This window comes from Halorussus lipolyticus, assembly GCF_029338375.1.
Classification (GTDB): Archaea; Halobacteriota; Halobacteria; order Halobacteriales; family Haladaptataceae; genus Halorussus; species Halorussus lipolyticus.
Window position 1 is genome coordinate 2,520,952 of sequence record NZ_CP119804.1, and the last position, 15,560, is coordinate 2,536,511.

The window sequence follows — 15,560 nt, forward strand, 5'->3', positions numbered from 1 at the left end:
CTCAGAACTCGGTCCACGACTTCGGCCCGAAGTCGCCGCCGCGAACCCGTAGCTCCTCGGCGTCGTCGGTCTCCCTGACTTCTACGAGCGCGTCGAACACCTGCATCAGTTGCTGGGCGGATTCTCTGTTTCCCCGGACCGTATCGAGGGTGAACACGCCCGAGAAGCCGGAACTGGCGATGCGCCCGGTGATGACGTGGAGGAACTGGTAGACCCGGCGCAGGTCGGCGTACATCAGCACCGGCGACAGCGAGTCGAAGCCGAGTCTGGCGCGTTCGAGGTCGTCGCGGTGGTAGAAGTCCTGCATGAACCCCGAGAGTTCGATGCCGATGCCGGTGAGGTCGCCGGGGTCGCTCACGTACCGGACCGTCTCGGTTTCTCGCACGTCCTCGACCGACCGGCCCTTGCTCACGCAGTCCACGAACCGGAGGTCCCACTCGCTGGCGTCGTAGCGCCGGTCGAACGACTGCTGTAACCGGGCCGCGCTCCGCTTGGTCGTGGCGAGGATAGCTCCTCTGTCGGGCGTGTCCAGCAGTTCGAGCATGACCTCGCGCTTCCCGGTAAACGGCTCTCCGGCGACGAGTACGTTCGTTCCGTGGTCGAGCGACTCGGCGGACAGGGGCACCGCTCGACCGTCCTCGGCGTCGGGCACGATTGTCAGAAGGGTCTCGGCACTCGTTTATAAAGGTGTCACGTCCGGGCCGGACGAGGGCCGCCCGGCGTCGGAGCGCGGTGGCGGAAACAAATATACACTCTACGTGAATTATAATCTTGCTCAAAGAAACTGCTACAATTGCGAACGTGTCACAGCTCTCGTCGGAGGTACGCCCCGAGCGCGCCGCCGAGCGCCCCGGCACCGACGAGGTAGCCGACCAGAAAGACGAAAATAAACACTGCGAAGATACTCGTCAGCGCGAAGAACGGGTCGCCGCCGAGGAGGACGAGACCGACGACGACCCACGCCAGTAGCGAGGCCGGAATCGCCGCAATCGCGCCGGAAATCGCCCCGACTTTCGCGCCCTCGGCGAGGTCCCCGCGCTGGAGGTAGCCCGCGACCCCGCCGCCGAAGATGGCCGCCAGCGGGAGGAGCGGCGCAGTTAGCACAGTCGCCACCGCGCCGACGAGGGCGTTCATGAGCGTGTTCGGGTCGTCGTCGGGGTACTCCTCGGTGGCGGGCGGTCGCTCCGTTGTCGTAGTCGTCCTGTCGCGGCTCATACGCTCTGCTTGCCGAGGGAGGTGCATATACTTTGGTCGCTAGGAGTTCGGAGAAACTGAGTCGCTTCGAGTAGTGAACCGGTTCGAGAGGGGAAGAACGCCTCTGAAGCCCCGTCCCTTCACCCCACCCACGGTGGTTCGGTCAGTTGAGCGCGTCCCGGCGGTTGGTCCGCGGGGCGTCTGCTGGCGGTTGGTCGGCCGTTCCGGTGGTTTGTTCCACCGAGCGCGCCCGGTGGTTCTGTCTGCTATCCGCTTCTCCCGAGGTCACACCGCCTCCGGGCCGCGGACGCCGGTTCGGACCTGACAGGCGTCCTCGACCGGGAGGACGAAGATTTTCCCGTCGCCCGGTTCGCCCGTGTCGGCGGCCTCCCGAATCGCTTCGACCACCTCGTCGGCGGGCACGTCGGCGACGACGCACTCGACTTTGACTTTCTGGTGGAGGTCAACGGTGTACTCCTCGCCGCGCCACTGGCCCGTCTTGGCCGGTTGGCTCCCCCGACCCGAGACGTTCGTGACCGTGAGACTCGGCGCGCCGACCTGTGCCAGCGCGGTCTTGACGTTGCTGAGGCGGTCGGGGCGGACGACGGCCGTGACCATCTTGATTTGGCCCGCGTTGGGCAGGTCGCCAGCGCCGTCTGTGCGAACGCCGCCATCGGGCCGAACTGCGCTTCCGTCACCGACTTCGGGACCGCCGAACTCGGGGTAGGTGTCCACGCCGTGTTCGGCGATGTCGAGGCCCTCGCGCTCGTGTTCGGTGCTGACGCGGGCCTGCCCGAGGAGCTTCAACACGCCGAAGACGAGACCGGTCGCGCCGACGGTCCAGATTGCGATGACGCCGACGCCGGCCGCCTGCGCGAGGAAGCTGACCTCGTAGCCCGGAATGGCGAAGAAGGGGAAGGCCAGCGCACCGAGGACGCCCGCCGAGCCGTGAACCGGGAAGACCGCGCACACGTCGTCGATTTTGAGGCGCTTCTCCACGAACTCGAAGACGACCGGCAACTGCCCGCCAGCGAGCAGGCCGACGACCAGCGCACCGACCCACGTGATGGCGTTGGTGTTGCTGGTGATGCCGACCAGTCCGGCCAACATTCCGTTAGCGACGTAGAGGGTATCGACCTTTTTGGTCTTGACCAGCGAGACCATGCTCGCGCCGATTGCTCCGGCGGCCATGCCCAGCGTCGTGGTCAGCGCGACCCGGCCCACCGTGTCTGCGAACGCGCCGAGCGCCAACTCGCCGTTCTCGACCACGAAGACGCTCGCGGCGGTGCCGACGTTGAAGCCGTACCAGCCGAAACAGAGGATGAGAGTCCCCAACACGGCGAAGGTGATGGAGTGACCGGGGATGACGTTGACCGACCCGTCGTCGTCGTAGCGGTCCATCCGCGGGCCGAGAATCCACGCCGCTGTCAGGCCTGCGATGCCGCCCATGCCGTGGACGATGACGCCGCCCGCGAAGTCCTGAAAGCCCGGCCCGATGTCGTTGAGGAAGCCCCCGGCCCACGTGAACCCGACCACGACCGGGTAGATGACCGCCGCCAGCAGGACGGTGTAAGACACGTAGGCCCGAAGCTTCGCCCGGCCCGCCACCGCCCCGGAGACGATGGTTGCGGCGGTCATGGCGAACACCGCGCCGAACAGCCAGCCAATCCACGAGTCGGAGCCACCCGAGATGTAGCCGAAGGGGTCGCCTGCGCCGCCGACGAGCGACGAGATGCCCGCGCCGACGAGGAAGAAAACGAGGACGCCGACGCTCCACGTCAGCATGTTCTTGGTCAACTGGTTGGCGACGTTCTTCGACCGGACCTGCCCCGCTTCGAGCATGGCGAAGCCGGCGTGCATGAAGAAGATGAGGAAGGTCACGGTCAGGACCCAGACGTGGTTGACCCCGCTGGCCAACGAACTGGGGTCTACTTGGAGGGGTGCCTCTATCATTCGGACTCCTCCGTCGGCGTCTCTGCGGCGTCGTTCGGAACCTCCACCAAATCATCTGGACGGCTGTTCAGGAAAACCTCGAATTCTTTTTGGTTCGTACTGCGTTTCACGGTTTACTGTGACGGCAAACCAATACATAAGGCTAAGCGTTGAATATTTTCAAAATATACTGTCTGGGGTAGACGCTCGTCCGGTTTACAATCGGATAATACGTATTTAAGGTTGTATTCCGTCCAGAAACCGGACGTTCGGCTGGCCGGTTTTCGGACGTTCGTCAACCGGGATTCGTGAGTCGTTGTCAAGCACCCTAATCGGTGGTGCGCGTGAGAAAAAACAAAAGCACGCACGTTAGGAATAGGAATAGAATTATTAAAGACAGAATATTATTTCCTACTGCGGCTGAGAATCTACTTTCGACTCAAAGCACGTCCGCGATGTCCTCGGCGAAGTACGTCAGAATCAGGTCCGCACCCGCCCGCTTGATGGAAACCAACGACTCAAGTGCGACCTCCTCCAAGTCGAGCCATCCCTTCTCGCTGGCGGCGTGGAGCATCGCATACTCGCCCGAGACGTTGTAGGCCGCGATAGGGTGGTCGAACTCGTCGCGGAGGTCGGCCACGATGTCGAGGTAGGGGAGCGCGGGCTTGACCATCAGCACGTCCGCGCCCTGCTCCGCGTCGAGTTCGACCTCTCGAATCGCCTCGCGGCGGTTCGCGGGGTCCATCTGGTAGTGCCGCCGGTCACCGAACGCCGGTGCGCCGTCCGCCGCGTCTCGGAAGGGACCGTAGAAGGCCGATTCGTACTTAGCGGCGTAGCTCATGATTGGCACGTCGGAAAACGCCGCGTCGTCCAGCGACTCCCGAATCGCGCCGACCATCCCGTCCATCATGCCCGAGGGCGCAACCATGTCGGCACCGGCTTCAGCGTGCGAGACGGCGATTTTGCCGAGCAAGTCGAGCGTCTCGTCGTTCTTCACAGTCAGGCGAGCGTCTTCTTCGGCGTGATTTTCCAGCACCCCGCAGTGGCCGTGGTCGGTGTACTCGCAGAGGCACACGTCGGTAATCACGTAGGCGTCGGTTTCGGCCGTGACGCGGCGAGTAGCCTCCTGTACCACGCCGTCCTCGGCCCACGCCCGACTTCCGCGCTCGTCCTTCGATTCGGGGATGCCGAACAGCATGACGGCCTCGACGCCGGTTTCGAGGACCTCCTCGACGCGGGCCACCGCGTCGGAAATCGGCACGCGCTCGTGGCCCGGCATCGTCTCGATGGGGACTCGCTCGTCGGTCGTCGCGTCCACGAACACCGGCGCGATGAGGTCCGAGGCCTCCACGTCGGTCTCGCTGACCATCTCGCGGATGCCGTCGCGTCGGAGTCGCCGAGGGCGGTCGGTGAGGTTCATGTCCCGCACTTGTAGTCCGCCCGCCAAAACCGCGTCGCTCGCGGTCATCTACTCGGTGGGAGGGCGTGCGCTCGGTCCGGGGTCATAACGCCTTTACCACACCCAATCGATACGACAGTCACGAATGCTGTCCCCGCTCGCGCTCGTCGGTCCCGACGCGCCACTCGCGCTCGGAGCCGCGGTACTCGTCGCAGGCGTGTTGCTGTCGAACGCTGTCGGAACCGGGAAGATTCGGGAGTTCTTCGCCGACAACGGACTGTTGATGCTGACGGTCGGCATCGTCCTCGCGGCGGTGGTCGGCGTCGGCCTCTTTTTCGTCGGGAACAAGCAACTGGCGAAGTCGTGGCTCGACCAGTACGGCCTGCTGGCGCTCTTTCTCATCCTGATTCTGGAGGGCGCGATGCTGTTATACTTCGCGCCGAGCGAGAGTCTAGTCCCCCTCGGCGTGACCCTGCTGGCCGACTCCGCGACCGATTACGCCACCATCACGGCGGTCATCCTCGTCGCCGTCGTCGGCGCGACTATCGGCCAGTACGCCCTGTTCCTGCTGGCCAAGCGCGGGGGTCGGGAGTACCTGCTCGAAAAGCGGTGGTTCCGCATCGACGAGGAGCAACTCGACCGCTTCGACGGGTGGTTCCAGCGGTGGGGCCGAGTGGTCGTCCCGGTCAGCAACGCCCTGCTGTTCACCCGCGGGATGCTCACGGTCCCTGCCGGGTTCGCCGAGATGCGCGACTGGGAGTTCGTGGTCCTCTCGGCACTGGGAACGCTCGTCTTCCAGACGTGGCTCGCGGTGGCCGCGCTCTATCTGGCCGACCAAGGTCTCCTCGGGTTCCTGTGAGCTGACACAACTCGATTCGCTATCGTCAGCGGTTTTCGCGCCGGTAGGCGTCAGACCTAACAGGTTCCAGAACGTAGCCAAAACTGCGCTCGCGTGCCGAGTTCATCGCGTGCCATGCTATGAAGTCCACGCGAGCGCACCTCTGAATGGCGTGCCTCTGTCACACCGGGTGTGGCAGTCGCCGTTTTTCGTACTTCTCAAGTACAACTCTGGTATTTTCTAAACTCTCTATAGGGTGAATTCCATACTTCTAAATGGACTACGTATATGAGATACGGTTGATGGCAGTTCAACCAAAAGACGTAACGGTTGCATTTTCAATTTTACAAGTAGTCGGTCTTTTATTACCGATTTTGTTTATAGCACTTCAACCGTATTACGAACCTTTTGCCAAAGAAGCCGTCCAAAATACTCGCGTATCAATCGGTCGTTCATCGGAGCGTGATACCATGGACACAGAAACAGAAGAATGGGTTTCGGATAATGCTCCAAGAATTATAAAAGGGGGGCCTCTTAATTGCAGGATTGTTTGGATTCTCAGCCCTTCTAGCGGGAATCCGACTTCTCCTCTGGGTTGGGAATTCTCCGTTAGTTCTACTATCTATAGCGAGCCTAATCCTCGGGATTCTCGGACTCTCTATTTTATTCTATCTAATAAGAAAAGAGTTCATAGATTCAATTGAGGTTATTTAGTGAAGTCCGGACTAGAAGTGATTTAGTCCGCGGCGACTTCGACGCGCTCCTTCTCGCCGATGGCTTCCACCAGCAGTTCCGACACGTCCACGATTTCGATGTCGTCCTCGTAGCCGCCGGTCTTCCGCCCGTCCTCGTACATCGTCATGCACATCGGGCAGGCCACGACGAACTTCTCGACGCGGCTTCCGGCATCGGTGTCGTTGAGGGCTTCGCGCAGGCGCTCCTCGCTCGGCTTGGGGTCCTCCTCGAAGTCCATCCAGAGGCCGCCGCCGCCACCGCCGCAACAGAACGAGTCGTCCCGGTTGCGGGGCATCTCGTCCAGTTCACAGCCCGTGGCTTTCACGATTTCGCGGGGGGCCTCGTACTCGTCGTTGTACCGGCCGAGGTGGCACGGGTCGTGGTAGGTGACGGTGTAGTCGAGTTCCGACCCGGTGAGGCCGAGGTCCCGGAACAGGTCTTCGACGACCTGCGTGTAGTGGAACACGTCGTCCTCGGTCCACGAACACTCCTCGAACTCCGGATACTCGTTCTTGAAGGTGTTGTAGCTGTGCGGGTCGGTACAGACGATTTTGTCGTAGTCGCAGTTCTGGATGGCCTCGGCGTTGTCCTCGACCAGCATCTCGTAGAGGCCCTCCTCGCCGACCCGGCGCACGTCGTTACCGTCGGCCTGCTCGTCGTCGTAGAGGATGCCGTAATCGACGCCGGACTCCTCGAGGATGGTCGCCAGCGAGCGAGCCACCAACCGATTCCGCTCGTCGAAACTCGGGTAGTCGCCGACGTACCAGAGATACTCGACGGACTCCTCGCGGGCGTCGGGAATCTCGAAGTCGAGTTCGTCGGCCCAGTCGGGGCGCTTGCGCTGAGGTTCGCCGAACGTGTTGCCGTTCTGGAACACGTTCATCATCGTGTCTTGGACGTTGGGGTCCATCTGGCCCGATTCGGTGAGTCGGCGGTTCATCTGGGTGAACTGCTCGACGTGTTCGATTTCGACCGGGCAGGCGTCCATGCAGGCCATGCAGGACATGCACGACTCCATCGTCTCGCTGTTGATGACCGACGCGCCGCCGTCGGCGATGATGTCCTTCTCCTCGGTTCGGCCCGCTTCGAGGTCCTCGCGGTACTGCTTCAGGTCGAGAATCACGTCGCGGGGGTCGAGCGGTCGGCCCGACGCCTTCGCGGGACAGACCGACGAACACCGACCGCACTTGGTACAGGCGTCGTGGTCCAGCAGTTCCTTCCACGTGAAGTCCTCGATTGAACCGTGGCCGATCTCCTCGGGACTGGCGTCGTCCGGGACGCCGGGGAGACGCTTGCCGGCCTTCTCGTCGCGGGTGACGACGTTGGCGAAACTCGAAATCATGTGGAAGGGCTTGGCGTAGGGAATTGCGGCGACGAACGCCAGCGCCAAGAGCGCATGAGACCACCAGATGACGGGGTAAGCCGCGGCCGCCATCTCAGGGGTCACGCCGGCGACTGCCAGCACGTCGTAGACGAACCACCCGACGAAACTGACCGTCTCGAAGGAGACGTCTCGGGTCGCGCTCGTGCCGAGGATGCGGACGCCCTCGGTGACGTACCCGCCGACGCCCAGCAGGAACAGGGTCCAGACGAACAGGTCGTCCTCGGTTGAGGTGTGCTTGCCCCAGAGGCGACCCTCTCGGACCCAGTAGCGCCGGTAGATGGCCATGCCGATGCCGACCACGAACAGCAGGCCCATCGCATCCATGACCAGCGAGTACGACAGGTAGAATGCCCCGTCGAAGAACGACTCCTGTCCGAGGAGCTTCGTCCAGATGTCCATGTCTATCATCAGGATGGTGGTCCCGATGAACAGGGTCAAAAAGCCCCAGAAGACGAAGGCGTGCATCAGGCCCGCGTAGAGGTCGCGGTCGAACTGTTTCTGGTTCGAGAAGACGATTTTAGTCGCTGAGACGATTCGACTCGACAGGTTGTCGAGGCGGTCGAACCACGATTCGGACCCCTCCGCGTAGGTCGAGAACCGGTCGTAGACCCCGAACGCGAAGATGGCTACCGCCACCGCCGCGAGGTAGTAGAAGATGGCCTCGCCGAAGTGGCCGATCTTCCAGAAGGTCGGGCGGGTGGCCTCGCTCCCCGCCTGCGCCAACACAAATTTTGCCATGTTTTACACGGGGAACAGGATTCGCTTAAGTTTTACCGACTTGAGCCGCTCCCCCGGCCGAAAACGGACTTCGAGTTTACAGTTTAGAAGACCGTCACGGTGGTCAGCCATCCGAGGAGTGCCCACCCGAGGAGGACGACGCTCACTCCGAGTGCCGGAACGTCGGCCCGAGAGAACGCGAGTCGGGGGAGCGTCGGATTCCACGCGAAACACCGGGCGCGGAGGGCAAGCGCGAACCTGTCGGCCCGCGAGAGCGCCCGAGACAGCCCCGAGATGGAGACGAGTTTCATCCGCTCGACCAGTCCTCGCTCGTCGCCCAACCGGGCCGAGGAGGCGTCCCGAATCCGGCGCAGGTCGGACTGCAAGACCGGCAGAAACCGGAAGACGAACCCGACGCCGGTTCCCAGCAGTCGACCGGTCTTCCCCGGCACGAGGTGCTGAATCGCGGCCCGCGAGTCCCTGACCGGGGTGGTCCGAAGATAGGCCGCGCTCACGAATAGCACGAGGACGACCCGGTAACTGGCGAGGAGCGTGTCGAATCCCGCCTGCCAGCGAATCCACGGCGGGCCGAGAGTCGCGGCCGAGAGCAGTGGCCCGGCTAGCAGGAAGGGGAAGACGAATCGGTACTCCACGAGGGCCTCGCGGGCCGACACGTCCGAAAAGCCGAGGACGACCCCGGCGACTCCCGTCAGCGCGAACAGGCCTTTCGGCGTGGTGTGGGCGAACGCCGCCAGCGCGAACGCGACCTGAAAGGCGAGTTTGGTCCGGGGGTCGAGTCGGTGGGCCAGCGAATCGCCGGGGCGATAGCTCAGCGTCATCTGGGAGTGGTCTCCTCTCGCGGGGGTACCCGAATTCCGAGGTCCGGGAGTCTGTCGCGGGCGTCCTCGGGGGCGGCGTCCACGGCGACCCCTCCGTCAGCGAGCGCGACGATTCGGTCCGCGAGGCCGAACGTGTCCCGCAGGTCGTGGGTCACGAGGACGACCCCGGTGCCCGATTCCTTGAGATTCCGGAGCTGTTCGACCACCGACTCGCGGGCCGGGGCGTCGAGGCCGGTGAACGGTTCGTCCAGCACAAGGTGGTCGGGTTCCATCGCCAAGGCCCCCGCAATCGCCACTCGCTCGCGCTCGCCGCCGGAGAGTTCGTCGATGCGCTCGTCGCGGCGCTTCTCCATGTTCACCGCTCGGAGGGCCGTCTCGACGCGACGGTCGATTTCGTCGTGGTCGAGACCCAGATTCTCCGGGCCGAAGGCAACGTCCGCACCGACCGTGGCCGAGACGAACCCGTCGCGGGGTTGCTGGAACACCATCCCGACGCGAGTTCTGGCGGCCACGAGGTCGTCCGTAACCGGGGTGCCATCGACCAGCACCTCGCCCTCGTCGGGTTCCAGCAGGCCGTTGAAGTGCCGGACGAGCGTGGACTTGCCCGAACCGTTGGGACCGGCCAGCAGGACGAACTCGCCGTCCGGAATCGAGAGCGAGATGCCGTCTACGGCGGGGGTGTCGCCGTACCGGTGAACCAGTTCGCGGGTCTCTATCATCGAATTTGGGACCCTACTCGGCGGTAATCTGGTCGCTCCGGACGACGCCGATTGCGGCGACCATCTTGAAGGCCTCGGCGGGGATGAACGCCGCCGCGGCGGTGAGGAACGCCTTCGTGAGCGTCATGTCGAGGACGACTGCGAAACCGACCACGCCGAAGGCGTAGATGACGACGGTGCCGACGACCATCGCGCCGACGAGTCGCGGAATCCCCCGCGGGATGGGGTTTTTGAGTCCCAAACCGCCGTGGACGATTGCGCCGATGACGAACGCTGAGACGGGGTACGACCAGAGGTAGCCTCCGGTCGGGCCGAACAGCGCGCCGATTCCGGCCGACCCACCGGCGAAGACGGGGGCACCGACCGCGCCGGTCAGCAGGTACAGCGCCATCGAGACGCCGCCCCAGACCGGACCCAGCAGGATTCCGGCCAGAAATACGCCGAGGACTTGCAGACTCACCGGTGCGGGCGAGAAAGGATTTGGGAACGATACGTAAGCGAACGCGCCGGTCATGGCGGCCAGCAGGGCCGCGCGGGCGATGTTCCCGGCGGCCTCCTCGCCGACGAGTTCGACTGACGCCGTATCTGTACTCATGTTTCACCGTGGCTCGTCAACCGAGATTATAGCTTCGGTTGACGGCCGAGGTCGCTCTGCTTTCCGCTACCGACAAATTTTTATAATGCCGTCACGTCCCGCCAACATCATCGCCTATGGACGAGAAGACAGAGGAACTCCGTGACATCTTCATGGATGTCACCGACGAATCCACCGTCACCGAACAGCAAGCGGAGACTCACGGCTCGCTGAGTTCGGAGACGGAGGTGGACGAGCGTCTCGAAGACGCGGTTGCTCGGATGCGGGACCGCTACGACTTCGGTACGACGCTCTCCGACGACGAACTCGTCACCGTGGTCCGGGGCTTCTACGCCGGCGACTCCGACGCCGAAATCGCCCGCAACCTCGGCGACGCCTCGCTCGGCAAGACGGTCTCGCGCGCTCGCATCGACCTCCACCTCATCCGAGACAGTGACACCGATGCACCGTTCGACATGGACGAACTCAGGGACCTGCTTGACCGCGACGCGACCACCGTCGAGTGCGCCGACGAACTCGGCGTGAGCGAATCGACCGTCCGGCGCTATCGCCGGGTCGTGGAGACCCAGCAAGAACGGCGCACCGTCAACGACCAGTTCCGCGACGAGTTCGAGAACGTCCTCCGGGACCGGGAACTCTCCGACCGCATGACCGAGAGCGTCCAAGAGGACGGTCTGGACGACGCGACCGAAGGGATGGAGACGAACGTCTCATTCTAAACCACCTTTTTTCTTCGTCGGGTGTCCTCGGTCGAGCGGCAAGCCGCTCGCCCTGCGGCACCGCTCCTCGAAAAAATCTGGACCAAAAAAGGGCCGCTCGCTCTCTTCGTTCGCTCGCGGTGAACCGCGCTCGTTTCACTCGCGCGGATGCTAGTTCTCTCTCCTTGTTCGGCCGAGCGTCTGCGGTTGTTGGTTCCGCCGAGTGTTCGCCGTTGCTGATTCAGTCGAGCGTCTGCGGTCGCCAGTTCAGAGAGTCGTTCGCCGACTGCTAATGCGCTCGCTCCCTCACTCCGCTCGGTCGCTCGCTGGCCGTGCGTTCGAGAGACGATTGTTCTGAATGCTTTAGGAATTGTAGAGGTTGCTTAAGTTTATATCCGAGGACGGGACGAACCAATCGCGTGTCGAAGATAGCTTTCAGCGACCTCTCGACCGCGGCGTACTGCCCGCGGAAGTTGTACTACCGGCGTCGAGAGGAGGACCTCGAAATCCCGGACGAAGTGGCCGAGCGCCGGGAGTTGGCCTTTCGGTACGGCGACCTGTTGGCGTCCTCGCGCGACGGCCTTTCCGACCGCCCGCTGGCGGTCGCTCCCGACGAGTTTCGCGCGAACCTCGACCGCGCTCGCGGTCGATTCGCTGACGAGTGGCCCGCCATCCGGGACCCGAGCGAGCGCAAGCGTCTGACCGAGGGCAAAGACTGCCGGGGCATCGTCCACAAGGTGCTGGACCTCGGCGTGCCCACGCCCGCGATGGTTTTCACGGGCACCCCGCCCGAGGAGGGCGTCTGGGAACCCCAATCGGTCCGGGCCGTCGCGGCGGCGAAGGCCCTCTCGTGGGAGACCGAGGAGCAAGTCGAACGCGCGTTCGTGGAGTACCCGACCCACGGCGTGATTCGGGAGATTCGCCTGAACGTCCGCCGGAAGGGGGCGTATCGGCGGGCCATGGAAGCGGTGCGGTCGCTGGACGGCCCGCCGCCGAGACTCACGAACGACGCGAAGTGCGAGGCCTGCGACTACCGGACCGAGTGCGGCGTGAAAACGCGGTCGCTGAAGTCGCTGTTGGGGTTGTAGCGGTAGCCGAAGCGAGAGGCCCCGGTACCAACGAGACCATCTGTCAAAACGTTCGAGAAACGGCCGAGAAGTCCGGGAAGAAGGTGTAGAAAGCCCACCCGAAAGTCTGTCGCACCGAGCGTCTGCCGGTGGTCGGGTCGGCCAGTCTCGGTGGTCGGGTCGGCCGGTCTCGGTGGTCGGGTCGGCCGGTCTCGGCGGTCGGAACTCGAAAGCTACTCGGCCGACTCGGCGTCTAACCAGTCCCGAATCTCGTCGGCGTTCGGTCCCTCGCGCACGATTTCGCCGGTCTCGACGTTCACGACCGTGCTTCCGGTACTGCCGGTCTCGCCGCCGTCGAGGACCACCTCTGCGGCGTCCCGAATCTCCTCGTCCAAGTCCGCGACTCTGGTTGCGCTCGGTCTCCCGCTCACGTTCGCGCTGGTGGCGGTGACAGGGGCGAACTCGCTCAGAAGGTCCAGCGCGACTGGGTGGTCGGGGATTCGAATCCCGACGCGCTCGCGCCCGGCAGTCAGGATGTCCGGGACCTCCTCGCGCTTCTCGCAGAGGAGCGTCACCGGGCCGGGCAGGAACTCGCGCATGAACCGCCGTTCCCGGTCAGTCGCTCGAACGTACTCCAGCGCGGCGTCGGCGTCGGGCACCGCCAGCGAAATCGGTTTGTCGCGCGACCGGCCCTTGGCCTCGAAAACGCGCTCTACGGCCTCCTCGTTCAGGGCGTCCGCGCCGAGACCGTACACCGTTTCGGTCGGGTAGACCACGAGGTTCCCGTCTCGAATCGCGTTTGCCGCCGCCGCTATCGACTCCTCGGTCATGGGGCTACCTCGGGAAGCCGTCGAAAAAAGCGTAGCGTCTATCGCTGGTCAGAAGAAGGCGCGCGGGACGCCGGTGCCCTGCACGGCCTCGTCGTACGTGTCGTAGTACGAGCGTTTCTTCTCCCAGTTGGGGTCCCACACTTGGAAGTCGAGGTGCGGGCCGGTGCCTGCGCCGGTGTCGCCCTCGTAGGCAACCACGTCGCCGCGCGAGACGGACACGCCGTCGCCGACCTCGAACGAACTGAGGTGGCCGTAGCCGGTCTTCCACCCGTTGCCGTGGTAGATGAGGAGCCAGTTACCGTAGCCACCGTCGTCGTATCGGTGTTCGGTGGTACCGCCAGCGGCCGCGTGGATTGGCGTGCCGCCGCCGTCCGCGAAGTCCACCGCGCGGTGGTAGCGGGTACCGCCGTCGCGGGTGTCCCAGTACGTCGAGGTGACGGTCCCGGTCATCGGGCAGGCGAAGTTCGCCTCCGATAGCCAGTCCTCGGCGACCCAGCCAGTGACCGGACCGTTGTTCCCGTCGCCCGAGAACTGGACCTTCCACCAGTTGTAGCCGTCGGCCGACTCGGGACCCTCGAAGACGCGCCCGCCGGTTCGCTTGGCGGCGACCGCCTTTCGCGCCGCGCTCGTCGTCGGGTTCTCTCGGACGCTGAGGTCCGAAGTCGTGAACACCGGCGTCAGGTAACTGTAGTTTTTCGCCGCGGCCGCGGTCCCGGAGAGGGCCGCCGTGCCCGCAATTGCTACGCCACTCGCTTTCAGGAAGTCCCGTCTGCTAGTTTCGTCGTGAGTCATCTTACTTCTATTCATAAGTAAAGATACTAAGTATTAAAATTAACTATAAAGAAAATAATTTTGAACGTCTCGGGATGCAGTCTCGACGGCTATCGGCAGTCGAAATCGACCTACAGGTAACTTTTCGGGATGCCGGACCCGGCGATGAGGTCCTGTCCATCGAAACCGGGGATGTCCTGATTCGCGCCGTTGTACCGGATGGCGAAGTGGACGTGCGGGCCGGTCGAGTTACCTGTGCTACCCATCTCGCCGATTTGCTGGCCCTCGGTCACGGCCTCGCCGTCCGAAACGTATCGCTCCTGCATGTGGCAGTAGATACTGGTCCATCCGCCGCCATGGTCGATGGAGACGTAGTAGCCACATCGGTCGCCGTACCCGGTGTAGGCCGTGCCGTCGCGCGCGGCGACTAGCGGCGTGCCGTAGTCGTTCCCGATGTCGATGGCTCCGCCGTCCTCTGCTGAGGTCTGAGTGATGAAGCCCCAGCAGGGGTACGAGAAGTCGGTCGGGCCGTCGAGCCACGCATCGCCCTCCGCGACCCAGCCAGTGATGCGGCCGTTGTCGCTGTCTTGGTTGAACGAGACTTTCCACCACGTGTAGCCGTCGGCGCTGGTCGGCCCGTCTACGATGTGGCCGCCAGTCCACTGGTCGGCCGTGGCCTTCACGCTCGCGCTGGTCGTGGGATTCTCGCGGATGTTGAGGTCCGTCGAGGTAAGTACGGGGTCGCTGACCGACAGGTGGCCCGCGGCGGCCGTTCCGCTCAGGGCCACACCGCCGACGATTGCCGAACTACTCGCCTTCAGGAAACTTCGTCTATCGAATTTCATGCGTGAAAATAACTTTGCGCGAGTGACTAAAAATTAACTCTAGAAATTAGGAAATTTCACACAGCTAGCGGTCGGCGATGGCGTTCTCCACTTCGTCGTAGTCCGGGAAGTCGGGCCATTCCTCGGCGACCCACCCGTACTCGACGGTTCGGTCCTCGTCCAGCAGGAAGACGGCGGGACGGGGTTCGCTCACACCTGCCATCCCGTCGAGGTCGTTGACGATGCCGTACTCGTCGGCGACGCCGTTCTGGGGGTCGCTGAACAGTCGGTAGTCGATGCCGCGCTCCTCTATCAGTTGCTTGTGGGCGTAGGGGTCCGAGATGGAGAGGCCGACCACGGTGAGGTCGTCGGCCTCCTCGCTCCCCCACTTGCGGTCCCGAATCTCGTTCCACATGTAGGTCGCGGGGAACGCCCCGTCCATCGTGAAGAAGACCAGCAGGACCGGCCCTTCGTCGGTCAACTCCGAGAGGGCGGTGTCCTCCCAGTACTCGTCGGTGACCAGCGGCCGGGTGAAGTCGGGCGCGGTGTCGCCCGCTTCGAGGTGGTCGGTCTCGGGGAGGTCCACGACTTCGAAGTCTACCATCTCAGGCACCTCCCTCCTCGTCGTCGGCTTGCTCCTCGCCGCCGTTTGCTCGCGCGCCGCCGTCGCCGTAGGTGTTTTCGAGGTACTCCACGATGTTGGCGCTCTCGCTCATCGTGACGCCGGTGTTTTCGTCCACGATGGCGGGCACGGTCCGCTTGCCCGAGATTCGCTTGACGACGTTTCGGTCGCTGTGCATCGGTTCCACGAACCGCGAACTGTAGTCGAGGTCGTACTCGTGGAGTTTGCGAACCACGCGCTCGCAGAAGGGACAAGCCTGCAAGCGATACAGCGTAATCCCCGATTCGGCGCTCGCTGACTGGCTCATGGTGAGTTATTCGAAGGAAACGATGGTAAGGTCTTCGCTCGCGGCAGTCTCACCTCGGTCACTAGGAAAAGAATAAAGAGTTAATCCCG

The 15,560-nt window shown here is 63.6% G+C and carries 18 protein-coding genes; 4 read left to right on the top strand and 14 right to left on the bottom strand.

The window, feature by feature from the left end:
• Position 1: 1 nt before the first annotated feature.
• From P2T57_RS12690 to hemB, 5 genes are all read right to left on the bottom strand, one after another.
• The gene (locus P2T57_RS12690; protein ID WP_276299581.1) at positions 2–652 is read right to left on the bottom strand and encodes a DUF7504 family protein; all 651 of its coding nucleotides are present in this window, start codon (positions 650–652) and stop codon (positions 2–4) included.
• A 152-nt stretch (positions 653–804) separates the two neighbouring features.
• On the bottom strand, positions 805–1,215 hold the full coding sequence (locus tag P2T57_RS12695; protein ID WP_276299582.1) for a DUF5518 domain-containing protein: 411 nt from the start codon (positions 1,213–1,215) through the stop codon (positions 805–807).
• Between the two features lie 142 nt (positions 1,216–1,357).
• The gene (locus tag P2T57_RS12700) at positions 1,358–1,483 is read right to left on the bottom strand and encodes a hypothetical protein (protein ID WP_276299583.1); all 126 of its coding nucleotides are present in this window, start codon (positions 1,481–1,483) and stop codon (positions 1,358–1,360) included.
• Positions 1,480–3,147: an ammonium transporter gene (locus P2T57_RS12705; RefSeq protein WP_276299584.1), complete on the bottom strand. Its 1,668-nt coding sequence runs from the start codon at positions 3,145–3,147 to the stop codon at positions 1,480–1,482. Before P2T57_RS12705 ends, P2T57_RS12700 begins: the two co-directional genes overlap by 4 nt.
• A gap of 418 nt (positions 3,148–3,565) precedes the next feature.
• Complete coding sequence (gene hemB, locus P2T57_RS12710) at positions 3,566–4,546, bottom strand: porphobilinogen synthase (RefSeq protein WP_276299585.1); 981 nt, start codon at positions 4,544–4,546, stop codon at positions 3,566–3,568.
• 262 nt (positions 4,547–4,808) lie between these two features.
• On the opposite strand from hemB, the gene P2T57_RS12715 reads away from it, so the two are divergent.
• Together P2T57_RS12715 and P2T57_RS12720 are read left to right on the top strand one after the other, a co-directional pair.
• A complete protein-coding gene (locus P2T57_RS12715) occupies positions 4,809–5,384 on the top strand; it encodes a DedA family protein (RefSeq protein WP_276302107.1) in 576 nt (191 codons plus the stop codon).
• A gap of 281 nt (positions 5,385–5,665) precedes the next feature.
• A complete protein-coding gene (locus P2T57_RS12720) occupies positions 5,666–6,067 on the top strand; it encodes a hypothetical protein (RefSeq protein WP_276299586.1) in 402 nt (133 codons plus the stop codon).
• 32 nt (positions 6,068–6,099) lie between these two features.
• Here P2T57_RS12720 and P2T57_RS12725 read toward each other — a convergent pair whose 3' ends face one another.
• From P2T57_RS12725 to P2T57_RS12740, 4 genes are all read right to left on the bottom strand, one after another.
• Entirely contained in the window at positions 6,100–8,220 is a 2,121-nt protein-coding gene (locus tag P2T57_RS12725; protein ID WP_276299587.1) for a (Fe-S)-binding protein, read from the bottom strand.
• An 83-nt stretch (positions 8,221–8,303) separates the two neighbouring features.
• On the bottom strand, positions 8,304–9,038 hold the full coding sequence (locus P2T57_RS12730; protein ID WP_276299588.1) for an energy-coupling factor transporter transmembrane component T family protein: 735 nt from the start codon (positions 9,036–9,038) through the stop codon (positions 8,304–8,306).
• Positions 9,035–9,757, bottom strand: coding sequence for an energy-coupling factor ABC transporter ATP-binding protein (locus tag P2T57_RS12735; protein WP_276299589.1), 723 nt, complete (start codon positions 9,755–9,757; stop codon positions 9,035–9,037). Before P2T57_RS12735 ends, P2T57_RS12730 begins: the two co-directional genes overlap by 4 nt.
• 13 nt (positions 9,758–9,770) lie before the next feature.
• On the bottom strand, positions 9,771–10,352 hold the full coding sequence (locus tag P2T57_RS12740) for a biotin transporter BioY (protein ID WP_276299590.1): 582 nt from the start codon (positions 10,350–10,352) through the stop codon (positions 9,771–9,773).
• 116 nt (positions 10,353–10,468) lie between these two features.
• Between P2T57_RS12740 and P2T57_RS12745 the strand changes: the two genes are divergently transcribed.
• Complete coding sequence (locus P2T57_RS12745; RefSeq protein WP_276299591.1) at positions 10,469–11,071, top strand: conditioned medium-induced protein 4; 603 nt, start codon at positions 10,469–10,471, stop codon at positions 11,069–11,071.
• Between the two features lie 398 nt (positions 11,072–11,469).
• Positions 11,470–12,138, top strand: a complete 669-nt coding sequence (locus P2T57_RS12750) for a CRISPR-associated protein Cas4 (RefSeq protein ID WP_276299592.1) — start codon at positions 11,470–11,472, stop codon at positions 12,136–12,138.
• 212 nt (positions 12,139–12,350) lie between these two features.
• Here the strand turns inward: P2T57_RS12750 and P2T57_RS12755 are convergent, their stop codons facing one another.
• From P2T57_RS12755 to P2T57_RS12775, 5 genes are all read right to left on the bottom strand, one after another.
• Positions 12,351–12,947, bottom strand: coding sequence for an L-threonylcarbamoyladenylate synthase (locus P2T57_RS12755; RefSeq protein ID WP_276299593.1), 597 nt, complete (start codon positions 12,945–12,947; stop codon positions 12,351–12,353).
• Between the two features lie 48 nt (positions 12,948–12,995).
• Positions 12,996–13,739, bottom strand: coding sequence for a peptidoglycan DD-metalloendopeptidase family protein (locus P2T57_RS12760; RefSeq protein ID WP_276299594.1), 744 nt, complete (start codon positions 13,737–13,739; stop codon positions 12,996–12,998).
• Positions 13,740–13,849: 110 nt separating this feature from the next.
• The gene (locus P2T57_RS12765; RefSeq protein ID WP_276299595.1) at positions 13,850–14,563 is read right to left on the bottom strand and encodes a M23 family metallopeptidase; all 714 of its coding nucleotides are present in this window, start codon (positions 14,561–14,563) and stop codon (positions 13,850–13,852) included.
• A 64-nt stretch (positions 14,564–14,627) separates the two neighbouring features.
• A complete protein-coding gene (locus P2T57_RS12770; RefSeq protein ID WP_276299596.1) occupies positions 14,628–15,146 on the bottom strand; it encodes a redoxin domain-containing protein in 519 nt (172 codons plus the stop codon).
• A 1-nt stretch (position 15,147) separates the two neighbouring features.
• A complete protein-coding gene (locus P2T57_RS12775) occupies positions 15,148–15,471 on the bottom strand; it encodes a glutathione S-transferase N-terminal domain-containing protein (RefSeq protein ID WP_276299597.1) in 324 nt (107 codons plus the stop codon).
• Positions 15,472–15,560: the final 89 nt, after the last annotated feature.